Origin of the sequence: Collinsella aerofaciens (assembly GCF_039752985.1) — a bacterium.
Classification (GTDB): Bacteria; Actinomycetota; Coriobacteriia; order Coriobacteriales; family Coriobacteriaceae; genus Collinsella; species Collinsella aerofaciens_BT.
The window spans coordinates 57,424-72,753 of sequence record NZ_JBDMHA010000001.1 but is presented as its reverse complement, the minus strand read 5'-3'; the positions used below and the strand labels follow the sequence as shown (position 1 = coordinate 72,753).

Annotated in this window: 14 protein-coding genes; 6 read left to right on the top strand and 8 right to left on the bottom strand. The window is 57.6% G+C overall.

What is annotated here, in order from left to right; genetic code table 11:
- Positions 1–724: EamA family transporter (locus ABHR76_RS10095; protein ID WP_430392678.1), on the top strand; the 724-nt coding region annotated here is incomplete at its 5' end.
- Positions 725–739: 15 nt separating this feature from the next.
- Here ABHR76_RS10095 and ABHR76_RS00325 read toward each other — a convergent pair.
- From ABHR76_RS00325 to ABHR76_RS00310, 4 genes are all read right to left on the bottom strand, one after another.
- Positions 740–1,531: an EFR1 family ferrodoxin gene (locus ABHR76_RS00325; RefSeq protein ID WP_138111775.1), complete on the bottom strand. Its 792-nt coding sequence runs from the start codon at positions 1,529–1,531 to the stop codon at positions 740–742.
- Positions 1,532–1,565: 34 nt separating this feature from the next.
- Positions 1,566–2,870, bottom strand: coding sequence for a chloride channel protein (locus ABHR76_RS00320; protein ID WP_138111773.1), 1,305 nt, complete (start codon positions 2,868–2,870; stop codon positions 1,566–1,568).
- 125 nt (positions 2,871–2,995) lie between these two features.
- On the bottom strand, positions 2,996–3,529 hold the full coding sequence (locus tag ABHR76_RS00315) for an LOG family protein (protein WP_138111770.1): 534 nt from the start codon (positions 3,527–3,529) through the stop codon (positions 2,996–2,998).
- A gap of 36 nt (positions 3,530–3,565) precedes the next feature.
- Positions 3,566–3,991, bottom strand: a complete 426-nt coding sequence (locus tag ABHR76_RS00310; RefSeq protein ID WP_346976454.1) for a potassium channel family protein — start codon at positions 3,989–3,991, stop codon at positions 3,566–3,568.
- A 198-nt stretch (positions 3,992–4,189) separates the two neighbouring features.
- On the opposite strand from ABHR76_RS00310, the gene ABHR76_RS00305 reads away from it, so the two are divergent.
- Together ABHR76_RS00305 and ABHR76_RS00300 are read left to right on the top strand one after the other, a co-directional pair.
- On the top strand, positions 4,190–6,994 hold the full coding sequence (locus ABHR76_RS00305; RefSeq protein ID WP_346976453.1) for an ATP-binding protein: 2,805 nt from the start codon (positions 4,190–4,192) through the stop codon (positions 6,992–6,994).
- A gap of 40 nt (positions 6,995–7,034) precedes the next feature.
- Positions 7,035–7,514, top strand: a complete 480-nt coding sequence (locus ABHR76_RS00300; protein WP_138111761.1) for a pyridoxamine 5'-phosphate oxidase family protein — start codon at positions 7,035–7,037, stop codon at positions 7,512–7,514.
- A 69-nt stretch (positions 7,515–7,583) separates the two neighbouring features.
- Here the strand turns inward: ABHR76_RS00300 and ABHR76_RS00295 are convergent, their stop codons facing one another.
- The 4 genes from ABHR76_RS00295 to ABHR76_RS00280 all read right to left on the bottom strand — a co-directional run bounded on the left by ABHR76_RS00295 (position 7,584) and on the right by ABHR76_RS00280 (position 12,853).
- A complete protein-coding gene (locus ABHR76_RS00295; protein WP_346976452.1) occupies positions 7,584–9,776 on the bottom strand; it encodes a hybrid sensor histidine kinase/response regulator in 2,193 nt (730 codons plus the stop codon).
- On the bottom strand, positions 9,773–10,534 hold the full coding sequence (locus ABHR76_RS00290) for a substrate-binding periplasmic protein (protein WP_346976451.1): 762 nt from the start codon (positions 10,532–10,534) through the stop codon (positions 9,773–9,775). The genes ABHR76_RS00295 and ABHR76_RS00290 overlap by 4 nt, the downstream gene beginning before the upstream one ends.
- A 255-nt stretch (positions 10,535–10,789) precedes the next feature.
- Positions 10,790–12,004, bottom strand: coding sequence for a MalY/PatB family protein (locus ABHR76_RS00285; RefSeq protein WP_138111748.1), 1,215 nt, complete (start codon positions 12,002–12,004; stop codon positions 10,790–10,792).
- A 111-nt stretch (positions 12,005–12,115) separates the two neighbouring features.
- Positions 12,116–12,853, bottom strand: coding sequence for a tRNA (N6-threonylcarbamoyladenosine(37)-N6)-methyltransferase TrmO (locus ABHR76_RS00280; RefSeq protein ID WP_254668688.1), 738 nt, complete (start codon positions 12,851–12,853; stop codon positions 12,116–12,118).
- A 141-nt stretch (positions 12,854–12,994) separates the two neighbouring features.
- Here ABHR76_RS00280 and ABHR76_RS00275 point away from each other — a divergent pair, with 141 nt between their 5' ends.
- The 3 genes from ABHR76_RS00275 to ABHR76_RS00265 all read left to right on the top strand — a co-directional run bounded on the left by ABHR76_RS00275 (position 12,995) and on the right by ABHR76_RS00265 (position 15,224).
- Positions 12,995–13,822 (top strand): TipAS antibiotic-recognition domain-containing protein, encoded by an 828-nt coding sequence (locus tag ABHR76_RS00275; protein WP_138111741.1) that lies wholly within the window; start codon positions 12,995–12,997, stop codon positions 13,820–13,822.
- 51 nt (positions 13,823–13,873) lie between these two features.
- Complete coding sequence (locus ABHR76_RS00270; protein WP_138111738.1) at positions 13,874–14,119, top strand: glutaredoxin family protein; 246 nt, start codon at positions 13,874–13,876, stop codon at positions 14,117–14,119.
- Between the two features lie 838 nt (positions 14,120–14,957).
- The gene (locus ABHR76_RS00265; protein WP_138111735.1) at positions 14,958–15,224 is read left to right on the top strand and encodes a ribbon-helix-helix protein, CopG family; all 267 of its coding nucleotides are present in this window, start codon (positions 14,958–14,960) and stop codon (positions 15,222–15,224) included.
- The last annotated feature ends 106 nt before the right edge of the window (positions 15,225–15,330 follow it).

Below are 15,330 nucleotides of genomic sequence, written 5' to 3'. Positions count from 1 at the left end.
TTCTGGATCCATTGGAACCATTGGCAGCATCGAACCCAGATCCTGGCTCTTTCTCGTCCTCTCGGGACTCGCTACCGGTGCTTCGTGGATCTGTTACTTTAAGGCGTTGGGCATCGGAGACGTCAATAAGGTCGTACCGGTCGACAAGATGAGCACCGTACTCGCTGCACTGATCGCCATCGTGCTTTTTGGCGAGACGAGCAACCTTGCGGTTAAGCTCGTGGGAACCGCTGTCATCACCCTCGGCACGTTTTTAATGATCGAGAAGAAGCAGTCTGCCGGACCCGAGCGGCAGCAAGACCGGACCTGGCTCGCTTACGCCCTCGGCGCCGCCGTATTCGCGGCGCTCACGTCCATCCTTGCCAAGGTTGGCATCGAAGGCGTCGAGTCCAACCTAGCCACGGCAATCCGTACCTGTGTGGTACTGGTTATGGCATGGGCAATCGTGGCAGCTAAAGGCAAGATGGGCCAAGCCGTGCACGTAGACCGCTACGAACTCGTATTTCTCGCGGCATCGGGCATTGCGACCGGAGCATCGTGGCTGCTCTATTACTACGCCATCGCCACAGGCCAGGTGAGCGTCGTGGTGCAGATCGACAAACTATCGATTGTCGTATCAGTACTATTTGCGCGCCTGACATTCAACGAAAAACTCTCACGACGCAGCGTCATCGGTCTCGCCCTCATTGTACTGGGCACCGCCGCGCTCGCAGTTTGGAAGTAGCGCGGCCAGCAGCCGCTACATCCTCACACCTGGCTTGGGATGCCTGTACTGACCGTGGGATGCCGTGCGCTTACCGTGCGAGATGGCAAATATGGGACAACAGTGCAGGCAACGAAGGCAGGCTGCGCACTCCGGCTTTGTCCAGACGGGAAGGCCGTCGCGCATCTCAATCGCCGCCATGGGGCAGCGCTTGGCACACAGGCCGCAGCCGATGCAGCGATCGGCATCGACGGCAAACTTGCTCGTCTGTTGCATGCGCGGCAGCCCAATTGCGTGATACGCGCACGATGCAAACAGAGGCACGCGATGGCGCATCATGTTGCCCGTGCGGCGCGCCCGCACCGCCTCGATCACGGCATCAATCTGCGCCTCGGCAGCCCTATTGATACCCTCAACCTTTTGAGGGTCAGACAGGTCGAAAACAGGCGTCCAGGTATCGGGCATCTTGACGCTCATCGCTGCATCCAACTCGAGCCCACTCTCGTGTAGCAGATCGCGGGCAAACTTGCCCGATTGCCCGGTCGTCGAACCATATGTCGAGACATAGAACGTATACGGGCGCTCGCCGCCCTTTGCGCCGGCAGCAATCGACAGGTCGGCAGTCTTTAAAAACTCGATCATCGGCGTCGGCAAGCCACAGGTATACACCGGGGCGACAAACCCCAGCTGGCGGGGACCTTCCGTCACAGCAAGGTGAAGGGCCTCGGCATCAAAACACTCGATCGACATAACTTTGTCGTCTGTCGCCGCTGCAATGCGACGCGCCACATGATCGCTGTTCCCCGTCGCGCTAAAGTACAGAATCATCTCGCACCCCTGGAATTGAATCGTGAAAACCGTACTACTTGCGCAGCGGCTTGGGCAGCGGAATGCCGGAAGCGATAACGGCGGCGATGATCATGCAGACGATACCTTTGAGTGGGAAGCACATGAGCAGCAGGCCCACGACCATGACCGGCTGGCGCATGACCGCACCCATCGTCGATGCCGTGCAGACGGCGACGCAAAAGACCGGATCTGCGCCGGTGAGGATAGCAAGGCCATAGCCCAGGCTTACGCCCGAGAAGATAACCGGGAAGAAGTGGCCGCCGCGCCAGCCCAGGTTGATGAGGGCGGGGGTCAGCATGGCTTTGACAAGACCGGTCGCGATAAGCACGCCGGCGGGAATGGTCAGGTAGGTTTCCATGAGCACGTCGGCCTGGGTCTCGCCGGCAAACATGGTGTAGGGCAGGACCGTGCCGCAGATGGCGAGCGCCAGACCGGCCAGCATGGCTTTGACGACAGGACGCTCCCCTATTGCATGAGACAGCGCCTCGCTTGCGTGCTCGGAGACAAAGTACAGCCAGCCGCAAACGGTGCCGACCAACGCCAGCGGAATGAGCCAGGCAAGTTCCAGGTTGCCCACCTCGGCGGACTCGAACCTGGGCATGCCCATGCCGCCGCCCACAAGCTGGCCAAGCAGCAGGTAGGTGCCCAGACCGCCGGCAATCGCGATGCCATAGACCACGGTCTTTTGCACCTTGGGTAGCTTGATGGTGATCTCGCCGGACGTGGACTCATCGTCGGCGTCTTCGCCCTGGCCGTCGGCGCTACCGGCAAGCGGTGCTACAAAGCCAAAGACGGGCGCGGTAAAGAGCGCCGTCAGGGCAGCCTGGGTGCCCAGCAGCGTGAGCTCCCTAAACTCGGCGCCAAAGCAACGCATACGGTCGCCGACCCAGCTGCACAGACCCGCGATAACACCGGTCAGACCGGCCTCCGGTCCAATGCTGCCGCCAAACAGCAGCGGCAGCAACGCCGCGAGCGAAAGCTTGCCCAGGTTGTCGTACGGGTAGCGCCCGTCTTGCTTAACCTTAGCCATCACCTGGTTGAGGTCATCGGTCTTGGCGCCTGTCATCTTTTCGTACAGACCGATTAATAGGCCGCCCAGCAGGCAGACAAAAAACGGGTACGGCAAAAAGCCAAACGGGCCGCTGGCGAGCTCGGGCGAAGAGACACCCAGCATATGCGGGACCTCGGTCCACAAATAATCAATGCCGTGCTCCATCGCAAAAAAGAACAGCCAGACTGCGGCACCCGCGAACGCACCGGTCACGGCAACACTAACTAAAAACAGCGCGCGGTTCGTGGGTTTGGCAAGGTTATCCATCGGGTCCTCCCGCGGTCAAAGTCGACATAGATACGTTTTATTGTAGAGCGAGCGTGGCCCAGGCAAGCCAACCGTCTGCGCTGCAAACGGAGCCACCGGGAACCACGGCGGGACAGGCTCAAGGCTTATCCGTTGATAATTGATGCGATTTCGCGCAGATCCTCGGCAAAGTAAATGCCTTGCTGGCGCTGCGGGCTCGAAAGTCCCTTATCAATCATGTGCTCGAGCAACGCCTTGAGGTCGTTGTAGTAGCCCCCGAGGTTGTACAGGATGCACGGCGCATCGAGATACCCCAACGACACGGCGGACATGACCTCGGCAATCTCCTCGAGCGTGCCCGTGCCACCCGGGAAGGCAACGAACGCGTCACCGAGCTCAATCATCTTTGCTTTACGCTCTGCCATATCGCTCGTCACGATGAGGTCGTCAATACCGTCGTGCTGAAACTCGGCCTCGATAAAAAAGCTCGGCTCCACACCCGTCACATGTCCGCCGGCATCGAGCACGCTATCGGCGAGCGCGCCCATCAGGCCCGATTTGGACCCGCCGTATACCAGCGCGTGCCCGTTGGAGCCAATCCAGTTGCCCAGCTCTTGCACCGCAGGCAGAAATGCTGGGTCGTCACCAACGCTGGCGCCCAGGTATACCGTGATATTCATATTCAGTCCCCCTCGTCGTGACGCGCGGCGCCCGTTCTAGCGTTGGCGTCGGCGATATTCGCGCACACGGCGCGACAGGTCGGCGAGCTCGTCATGATCGAGCTCCTCTAAATGCTCAAGATCGTCCATAAAGCGCGCCATGGTGTCCTTTTGGCGCAGCTTGATGAGCGTATTGCAGTAGTTCACTGCCACGCCTGTGAGCATAGCGATGTAGAAGATGCTGATAACGCTCAGGATGACGGTAATGGCGCGGGCGACCGGCGTCTCCGCCGGGATATCACCAAAGCCGATGGTCGAGACGGTCTCAAAGCTAAACCAGAGCCCGTCGCCAAACGTGAGGGTCGTGGGCTCGGACAGCCAGACAGCCGTTGAGCACAGCAGATAGAAGACGAGAAACAGGCCCGTGATGCGCGCAAAACCAGCCTGGCGTAACACGTCGGCAAGCGTCCTCAACTTGTTCATCGCGACCCCTTTTCCCAGACGCCCAATCACACTCGCCCGGTATTGTCCCACAACCGGCAGTTAGGAACGTTCCTTTTGTGCCGGCAGAAAGGGACTGACCCCAACTGCCGGGCGGAACCGTCTAGCGGTGCTGCTGCCGACTGGGCAGGCGGAGCTGGTATTCTTATGCGGTAATGTCTCGATTCGTTAGGATTGCATGTGAGAACTGCCACTGTCCTTCGTTCAGTTATATGTCGCGCTCTGGTCGTTGCGCTTACCGCGCTCACCGTACTGAGCGCCGTCGCGCCCGCCCCCGCCTTTGCCGTCGACTCCGATCAGCAAGTCAAGACGGTCCGCGTCGGCTGGCTCGTCAACAACGAGGGCTTCCAGGACGGCACTCCTGGCGAGCGTCTCTCGGGATGGGGCTACGAGTACCTCCAGACCCTGTCGTACTACACGCCCGGCTGGCGGTACGAATACGTCACCGGCACCTTCACCGAGCTTATGGACATGCTCGAGGCGGGCGAGATCGACCTCATGCCCAACATCTCCTACTCCGAGGAACGCGCCCAAAAGTTGCTCTTTTCCTCAAACCCCGAGGGCACCGAACGCTACTACATCTACGCCAGGCCCGATCGCGACGATCTGGCCAAGGGTGACCCCCAATCGCTCCAGGGCCTTACCATCGGCTACAACCCCGGCGTTATGCAAACCTTCGTTGGCCAGCAGTGGCTCACCAACGAAGGAATCGCCTGCACATACAGGGAGTATGACGGAGACTCCGTTCTCTTTGACGCGCTCGCAAACAACGAGGTCGATGCCGTCATCATGAATGACACGATCTCGTCGCCCAGTGCCTCCCCCATGTTCTACATTGGTTCGAGCGACTACTACTTTGCCGTTCCCAAAAGCCGCCCCGACCTGATGAACGACATCAATGCTGCCATGACGGCAATCGCCCGCGTCAACCCACGCTATAACGACGAAGTCAAATCTAGCTACTCGACCCAAAACAGCGGTTCATCATCGCTCAACGGCCCCGAATGTTCCTGGCTCAAAGCAAATGACAACACCATCACGCTCGGCTACATTACGGGCAAACTCCCCTACTGTAACGAAGACGAAGACGGCGAAATGGAAGGCTCGCTCGCATCGCTTGCGACGACGCTGCACGATAAATTTGGCATTACGGTCAAAACCGTCGCCTTTGATAGCTACAAGATGATGTCAAAGGCCCTGTCAAAGGGAAGCATAGACGTTGCGCTGCCGGTATACCGAGATTACTGGTTTGCCGAGCAAACAGGCGTTGTGCAGTCGGTATCGTTGGGGACCATGTCCCTCACCGCCATCCACACCGGCAGCAACCTGAACAAAGACCTTCAGAGCATCGCCTGTACCAAATCATCGCTTATCAACCAAAATGCACTTGAAAGTCTGTTCCCCACAGCGACCGTAACCGAATACCAATCCGACGATGAAGCGTTCGACGCCCTCAGGAAGGGAACGGTGCACTGCATCGTCGCTCCCAGTTCACGCGTAAAAACCATCGGCGACCGTTATGATCTCGAGGACTGCGAGACGGTCGAGCTCCCTGACACCTGTGAGCTCTCGTGCTGGATTTCTCGTGGCAAGCCCGAACTGCTGGGAATCATTAATAAAGGCATCATCAATGCCGGCGAATCGCTCTCCGCCAGCAGCTACTCCTCAACGTCGTACACGGCACAGGAATCGGACACGTTCCAGCTTCTCTACCGCAACCGCGCCGCCATTGTGACTGTTATCATCTGCATTTTGCTCACCAGCATCGTCATCCTTGCCTGGTCGCTTCAACGTGCGCAGAAAGAACAGCGGAAAGCCGACGCCGCCAACGCCGCTAAGACGGCATTCCTCACGCGCATGAGCCACGACATCCGTACGCCGCTCAACGGCATCCTGGGCCTTATCGAGATCGAGGAATTGAAGGAAGGCGATATCCAGGTCGCCCGCGAGAGCCGTGCCAAGGCGCGCGTTGCCGCCAATCACCTGCTCTCACTGATCAACGATATCCTCGAGATGGGCAAAATCGAAGACCGCAAGCTAACACTGGAACATGTGCCTTTTAACCTCAAAGAGCTCTGTGACGATACGCTGGTGCTGTGCAAGCTCCGCGCATCCGATAACTGCATCACACTGCAGGACAATAGTCTGCCGTACGCCACGGGACCATACATGATCGGCAGTCCCACCCATATCCGACAGATCATGATCAACCTGTTAGACAATAGCATTAAGTACAACAAACGCGGCGGCTCCGTCACCTTTAGCTCAAAGACCAAGCCACTCGATAACGGGCGTGTGCTCTTTTGCTTTAGCGTTTCGGACACCGGCATTGGCATGGCTCCCGAGTTTTTAAAGCAAATCTATGAGCCGTTTGCCCAAGAAGGTGACGATGCGCGCAGCAAGTTCCAAGGAACCGGCATGGGTATGCCAATCGTCAAGTCGCTTATTGAACTGATGGGCGGTACGATTGAGATTTCGAGTGAGGTTGGCGTGGGGAGTACGTTCAACGTCCAGATTCCGCTCGATATCGACAAGAACCCCCAGGCGCGGGCGAATACGGTCGAGAGAGCGCTCGACTGCTCGCTCGCCAACATGAACGTGCTGCTCGCCGAAGACAACGAATTGAATGCCGAGATTGCCCAGGCGCTGCTAGAATCCGAAGGCGTCGTGGTCACCCGCGCCGCCAACGGCAACGAAGTCGTCGATCTGTACCTGTCGCATCCCGCCGGCAGCTTCGATGCGATCCTGATGGACATTATGATGCCGGGCATGGACGGCTACGAGGCAACCCGCGCGATTCGTCTGAGCGAGAAGGTCGATGCGGCCGATATCCCCATCATCGCGCTCACCGCCAACGCCTTTGCCGAAGACGCCCAGACGGCACACGCTGCCGGCATGAACGCTCATCTGTCCAAACCGATCGACTTTAACAAGCTCAAAAACATACTCGCCCGCATCAAGAAAAACGGATCCGTTTCGCTATAGTTTTTGCAGCAACCACGCACGACCAGAAAGGAAGCCAACGATGTTTAGGCCCTTACGTCGAAAGAAACGCGCCATCACCGACGAGGAAGCGCGCAAACTGCTCGCCACCTGCAAGCGCGGCGTCTTTGCCGTCAACGGCGACGATGGCTACCCGTACGCCATTCCCGTCAACTACTTCTTTGACGCCGAGCACGACAAGATTTATTTCCATGGCGCCAAGGCTGGCCACAAGGTCGACGCACTTAAGCGCGATGACAAGGTCTGCTTTACCGTTTACGGCAACGAATGGCACCAGGACGGCGACTGGGCTCCCTACGTTATGAGTACCGTAGTCTTTGGCCGCTGTCGCCTGGCAAATGACACTCCCGCGTTTATCGAGGATAAAGTCCGCCAGCTCGCACTTAAGTACTACCCTTCTGCCGAAGAAGTCGAAGAGGAAATCGCCAAGGACATTAAGGGCGTCCAACTCTACGAGATTACGATTGAGCATCTCTGCGGCAAGCAGATTCAAGAAAAGTAAGCCCCTTATCAGGCCTCATCAATAGCAATATGGCTCGGTTCCAACCCACCTTGGAACCGAGCCATATGCTTATGAAGCGTCGGCGGCTATGTGTGCAAGCGCCTCAACGAACTCCTGCGAGCTCACAGGCTTGCTCAGGTGCGCGTTCATGCCCGCCTCGCGCGAAAGCCTACGGTCGTCGGCAAAGGCGTTGGCGCTCACGGCGATAATCGGCGTGAGCGCGGCATCGTCGCGATCGAGCGCTCGAATCCGACGCGTGGCCTCAAGGCCATCGATACCGGGCATCATGATGTCCATCAACACCACGTCGTACTCGTGCGGCGCGCTCGCGGCAAACATCTCGACGGCAGACTCACCATCCTTAGCATGCGTCACGACGGCGCCGGCGCGGGCGAGCATAAACTGTGCAATCTCGGCATTCAGGTCGTTATCCTCTACGAGCAAAACGCGCAAGCCCTGGAGCGCATCGCCGTCACCCGCGTCCACGCGCACAGCCTGAGGAATCTCGGAGCGCTTGCACTTCTCAAACGGCAGACGGATGGTAAACGTCGTCCCCTGCCCCAAGATACTCGTAAAGCTCATGGTTCCGCCCATAAGCTCGACCAACTGTTTGGCAATAGGCGCACCCAGGCCAGTTCCCGATGAAGCGCCTTCCACCTGTTGCTCCTCGCGACAAAACGGCTCGTAGAGGTGCTGTTGAAACTCCTCGCTCATGCCAATACCGTTGTCGGCGATCGTGTATTCATAGACGGGGGCGCCATCCACTGGCTCCACCTCGCGGCATGTCAGGCGAACATAGCCGCCCCGGCGGTTGTACTTGACGGCATTACCGGCAATATTGAGCAACAAGCGCTTGAGGTGCGTCACGCTCACCCGCGCATAGGGATGATTAAGCGTCTGCTGGTCGCAGATAATTGTCACCAGACGCTCCTCGGCCTGGCGCTCCAGAATATCGCGCACCTCGTGGTTGAGGGTCACCAAGTTTGTGGGAACAAGCTCCAGTTCGATCTGCCCGCTCTCCAGACGACTCATATCCAGGGCCTCGTTGGCAAGATCGAGCAGCAGTCCCGATGCCGTCCAGATCTTTGAGCGGCACTCGGTCTGCTTTTGCAGATCATCCGCATTGGCATCGCCGACCTCAACCATACCGCGAATGCCGTTGATGGGCGTGCGCAGATCGTGGCTCATGCGACGCAAAAATTCCGTCTTTGCCGAGTTGGCAGACGAGGCCTCACGTGCCGCCTTTGCTAGCCTGTCGCCATAGTCGCGCTCCTGCTGCAGCAAGTCCGTCAAACGTCGACGATCAGCGCGGCGACGTGCCATCACAACAACGGCTATAACACCGCTGTAGAGCACCAGCACGCCGGCAGCAACAGCGGCGACGACCTCAAAGTAGCGCCGCGCCGAGGCATAGGTGTACACGTAGAATTTTTGCGCTTTGCCGTATGTGCCCAAATACCACTCGCCGTTGACGTTGACCAGTCGGACTTTGCCGGGCAGGCATCGATCCTTAATTTCGTCGACAATGATGGCGTCCGTCGCAGGCAGGTCGAACACGCCCAAGATGGTGGGTTCAACGGCGTTGGTCGCAACGACCTTGCCATCGTTTTCGATCACGATATTGCCGCTATCGATAGTCTCATAGCCTTCGAGCAGACTCTGCAGTTTGAGCGTATTGCTCGCAACCGCCTTCGCGCTCTGATGCCTTACCGCGATAACGATACCCTCGCCATCTTGCCGAGTAACGCAGCCAATGTCTGCAACCGAATCATCCGCAAGCGTAATACGAGTGGTATAGGACTTAAGCGGATGGGTTGCCACCTCCAGCACGGGCGCTTTTTTGAGATATGCAGCAAGCGACTCGTAGCCCACGTTATCCGTCGAGGACTCGGACACCAGGTTGCCCGATGCGTCCGTCACGATCAGCGCGCTCACGTTGAACTGGTCAGCATATTGCTCCAGCGTGGCGTTATCCACCGAGCCGTCGCGCTCCATATCGCGCGCCGCCTCTCCGGCGATCTCCATAACGCGAATCAGGTTTTTGGTCGTATAGGCGCTATTGAACGCATCGTAGGAAAGGCTCTGGGTCGCCACGTAATCGACAACGTCGCCAAAGCGCTGCTCGGCTTGGGCTGTCGTGTAACCGTAGCTCATCATGCCGGCAACAACCGAGAGCGCTATCCCCAGCAGAGCGACAAGGAGCCATGCCCCTGTCGAACGATTGTCCCGCTCCTGAGCGGCGTGGTCGGGCGCATCGATCATGACAGGCCCTCCATATTCAAAAATGGCGAAGGGTCATCAAAATACTTTGACACCAGACGTTCCATGGTGCCATCGGCAAGCATTTCTTGGTAGGCATGGGTAAGCTTAGCGTCGATGCCGCGCGTATCGTTTAGATCGAAAGCGGTACCCAAACCGACCTCTAGCAGCGGCTCATCCAAAATGCGATACGTCACACCATAGTCTTTTTCGTAGGTGAGCAGCGAGGACTCATGCGCAGCGATGGCATCGACCAGACCCTCGACGAGCGCCGGGTTCAGGTATGAGCGGTCCGAAAAGCAGTAGAGCTCTTTGATCTGCGGAACGTTTTCATTTGTACGATTGAGCAAAATGCCCTCAGGCTTGGTGGTAGACTGAACCGCCACGACCTTGTCCTCAAGATCGGCAAGCGTGTAGATATCGCTCTCGGGATCGACCGCGACTACCTGGCGGCTCGCAAGGTACGGGCCGGCCCAACGATACTCGTTTTCGCGACCCGTCATGCTAAAGCTGCCCATGACGCAATCGAGCTCGCCGCTCGCCAGCAGCTCGTTCTTCTTTTCCCAATCGATCAGCTGGTACTTTGGCTTGTAACCAATGCGGGCCAAAGCCTCGCTCAATATCTCGACATCCAGGCCAACGATATCGCCGTACTCGTCGGTATACACAAACGGTGGATAGAGGTCGCCACCAACGTTGAGCGTCTTAAGGTTGTCGTCTTTGGCCTGCGAGGCGTCCAGACCTTTTAATGCAGACGTCAAGGCTTCGTCATTACGCCCAGAACAGCCAGCTATCGCTACGACAAAGGCACTCGCTACTGCAAGCACAACAAGTAACGATATGGCAACCGAGCGGCGAGGTCTTTTCATCGAGCTCCAGACAATCCTGTTTACAGACTGAAATGGCTAAAAATAATAGCAAACGAAACCACACGAGTGCCCAATGGTTACAGACGTTTATTTACCATGCGGGGCCTTCCAGCCGACTTGGCAGAAGGCCCCGCATGCAGCGCACACTTACCGTGCATTAAAAACGTAGCGGTCCAGGCGGTCGCACGCTTCCCTCACGCGCGAAAGTGGCAGCGCCAGATTCACGCGAATGTGGCAGGGCCCGTGGAACGGACGGCCGTCCTGATACCCCACGCCCACGCGCGCCCCCTCATCGAGCAGCCACTGAATATCGCGGCCATGCTCGCGACACCACTCGGAGCAGTCCAGAAACACCATGTACGTGCCCTGCGGACGTGAATAGGACACGCCCTCAAAATGCTCGTCCACGTAATCGCAGAAGTACTCGATATTGCCGGCAAGCACCTGGTTGAGCTCGTCCACCCACTCGTAGCCCTGCGGCTGGTAGGCACCGATAAGCGCATGCATGGAGAGGACGTTCATCTCGTTGTAGTGGGTCTTGTTGGACACGGCGCACACGCGGTCGCGCAGCGTCTCGTTGTAGATGATGTGGTAGCTGCCGACCAGACCCGCCAGATTAAACGTCTTGCTCGGCGCATAGAGGGCAACCGTGCGCATGCGGGCGTCCTCGCTCACCGACTGCGTCGGGATATGCTTGTGCCCCGGCAGGATGATATCGGACCAAATCTCGTCCGAGATCACCACGCAATCGTGCTGGCGATAAATGTCCATAGCGCGCTCGATCTCGTCGCGCTCCCATACGCGGCCGCAGGGATTGTGCGGCGAGCAGAACACCGCGGCATGAATGTGGTTTTGGGCGAGTTTGCACTCCATGTCCTCAAAGTCCATGCGCCACACGCCCTGGTCGTCGAGCTTAAGCGGGCTGTGGACAATGCGATAGCCCGCGGCCTCAATGGACTTGGTAAAGCCGATGTAGGTAGGGCTGTGGACCAGCACCGCATCGCCCGGCTGAACATACGCACGCAGCGTCGACACGACACCGCCCAGCACGCCGTTTTCGTAGCCGATATGCTCCGGCGCCAAGCCCTCAACGCCGTTGCGGCGGCTCTGCCATTCGATGATGCGGTCGAAGTACTCGGGGCGCGGATTGAAATAGCCAAACATGGGGTGCTGGGCGCGCTGAATGATGTACTCCTGGACCGTGGGCACCGTGGCAAAGTTCATGTCCGCCACCCACATGGGAATGCGGTCGAAGCCCTCGTCGGGTGCGTTCGGAGCCATACCTGGGATCTCACCCCAAGAGTCAACGGCGATAGAGTCCATGCCGTGGCGGTCGATAAGCGAGCTGAAGTCGTATTTCATGCTGAGCTCCCGTGCAAAGTGATTGTTTTGGTAGGCGTTATTGTCCACCAGCGCGGACAGTTTTGGCGCGGGGTTTGGCGCTTAATTTGACGGGTGCGGACGAATGGCAGGTTAGTCTTGCGCGTCGTTGACGGCGGTTACGGTTAGCTGGGTTTCGTCGACCGTAAACGATATGTCGAGCCCGGCGAAGGCCAGATGATAGACGCGGTTTGGCTCGTGCTTGCTGCCCGCGCGGCGTGGATCTTGGCGAAGGACCTCGACCAAGCCGGGGAGCTTTGCGGGGAGGACCATATCCTGCAGCGTCTGAGGGAACTCGATGTCGAGCTCTTGCCACGGAGCATCCTCGATCCAGCCTCCGGTCGCATCCGGGTGGCAGTCCGCAAACGGAATGTAGGGCTTAATGTCGTAGATGGGCGTACCGTCGCGCAGGTCGGCCCCCAGCACATGGATGATGGGCCCATCGTCGGTGAGCTCGACGCGATCGAGCTTGACGCAGGTGAGCCCGATGGGATTAGGGCGAAACGGGCTGCGTGTGGCAAACACGCCCAAACGCTCGGCTCCACCCAGACGCGGCGGGCGCACGGTTTTCGACCATTTTGCGTTGGTGCCGGACCTGTCCTGCGTTTTGGCATCGGCAGCTATGTCCTTAGCCGTGCCACCGGGCGTTCCGTTTTCGAAGCGCCACAGCAGCCATAGGTGAGAGAAGGAGTCCAGACCCTCAACCGCTGCGTTGGAGGCAAATTCCGGCTCAAAAACGATGCGCCCCTGCAGATGAGGCGCCAAAAAGCTGTTGCGCGGAATGCCGAACTTCTGTGGCAGATCGGTATGTATGTGTGCAATAGGTTCCATGCCGGTCATTGTACGGCATGAAGGTGTGAGGCGTTGTGCGCAATTCTTCGCCGCGGTCCCCCGTCGTGCAACCAACGGTTGCTTGGAAGGGCGCCTGCCGCCGCGTATGCTTAAGCCATCAACCAGCAGAAAGGAGCCGCTATGGCCTTTGCAGAAAAGCTCATCGCTGTCCGTCGCGCCCATCGCCTTACCCAAGAGCAGCTCGCCGCCAAGCTCTTCGTTACACGCCAAGCCGTCAGCCGTTGGGAGCGCGGCGAGGTCACACCTGGCATCGACATGATGAAGCTCGTCGCCGCCGTGACCGGCGAGCCTCTGTCTCATCTGCTTGAAATGCCCGAGCACTATTGCCAGAGCTGCGGCATGATACTCAAGCCCGACGACTGCGGCACCGATGCCACGGGCGCCACGACCGACCATTACTGCAAGTGGTGCTACGACCACGGCAAGTACACCTACGACACCACCATGGAGGCGATGATCGAGGACTGCGCCCCGCGCCTGGCGCAAAACACCGGTATGTCGCTCGACGATGCCGTCTCGCTCATGGGCGCCGTGTTGCCGCAACTGGAGCGCTGGCGCACCGTGCAGGAAAACGAGGAGCGCTACGGCGCCGAGGCGCGGGCGCGCTATGGCGATGAGGCTATCGATGCAGCAAACGAAACGTTACTGGACATAGATCCTCAGACATGGAACGACATGAAGGAACTTGAACGCGCTATTCTGGGCCAGCTCTCGATTGCCATGGGCATTGGCGACCCAGAGAGCAACGAGGCTCGCAAGCTTGTCGCGATGCATCGTCGCTGGATTGCTCTCAACTGGGGATGCGAGCCCCAGAACGAAGCGTACCTGGGCCTCGTCCACGGTTATCTTGCCGACCAGCGCTTTGTTGGCTACTACGACAAACCCTGCGGCACCGGAGCCACGGCGTTTTTGGTACAGGCCATCGAGTCGTCGCTGGCCCGCGCATAGATTGCGGCGGCTTTGGGTATTTCAATCAAAACAGCAACCGATTGGAGACCTATGGCTACTAATCATGAGCTCGTGCTCTACGTTATGACCGGCTGCCCGTATTGCATAAAGGTCAAGCGCTTTTTGGCCGATAACGGCGTGACCATTCCCGAACGCAATATCTCGACCGATACCGAAGCCGAGCAGACACTCATCGCCGTCGGCGGAAAACGCCAGGTTCCCTGTCTATTCATCGATGGCGAACCGCTCTACGAGTCAAGCGACATCATCGCATGGGTGCAGGAGAATCTGCTCTAGTGTGCCATTGCGGTCGGCCCGCCCCAACGCACAAACCAATACGGCACAAACATGTACGCCAGCATCCAAAGTCGACATTTTTCGACATCTTTGGATGCTGGTGTACAGCTTTTGGGTAGCCATGGACGCTCTTAGCCAGCTAATTGTTTGAGGCGACCTTTGGATTATGGCTGTTTGACGCCTCTGGAAAGGTTTCCGAGAGGGCTGTGGTCAAAAAAGGGCAAATATGAGTACTGCTACCTGTTTAGTAGCAGCGATTTTGATCACTTCAGGAACTATTCAACGTTCCACTCGTCCGCAGACGACGTTATTTCTCCTCATATGTTCAATAAAAGTAGCTCCTAATGGGAACAAATCTCATCAGGAGCTGCTATTTATAGCAAAATAAATGCAACCATAATGGCAACAGTACTCATATTTGCCCTTTTTGACCACGACCCTCCAGAATAGTCGCTGAGAACGACACTAAATGACAAAATCCGACACTTAGACGTTCTTATATGAGTAGCCATTGAAGGACACCTAACGACTACTCCCATTCGCGACACACTGTGTCGCGAATTAAGCTGGTCCCATTACCGAAGACCAGTGAGAGTTCCTGCCCAGAATCTCGATAGCTTAATAAAGCGCTCCCCTCCGGAAGTTCAATGAGCATCCAAATTCCAAGCTGAAAAGCAAAGGAGTAGCGAAGTCGTCAATGCTCATTTCCTATCGAACAGGCGGGTCAAAACAAGCTAATTAGCCCGATAAACTGCTTGTATTTTTGTCTACAAAATTGTATACAAAAAGAGAATCCGAGAACCGGCGCTCGACATTATGTCGATCGATAGGAGGCGCTATGGACGCTAAGCAGCTCGAAAAGATGATGGGGTTTGCTCCCGGAGAGTTGGAGAAAGCCGCAGAGGCATACGAAAAAGATGGGTGGCCGAAGGGTCGCACCATCAAGCTGGGAAGGCCGTCGATCTCTGATGAGTCAAGCGTTGTTTTATCGGCACGTGTGGGCGAATCGGTCCTTGAAGCCTTTGACGCAAAAGCAAAGCGCCATGGGCAAACACGCACGGAGCAACTCAGAGAGCTCATCACGCTCGATGCAATGATTGCCTAGACTCAACTCCCCCGCCGACCCAAACATGTACGCTAGCATCCAAAGTCGACATTTTTCGACATCTTTGGATGCTGGTGTACAACTTTTTATAGCTAGTCATTGGGGA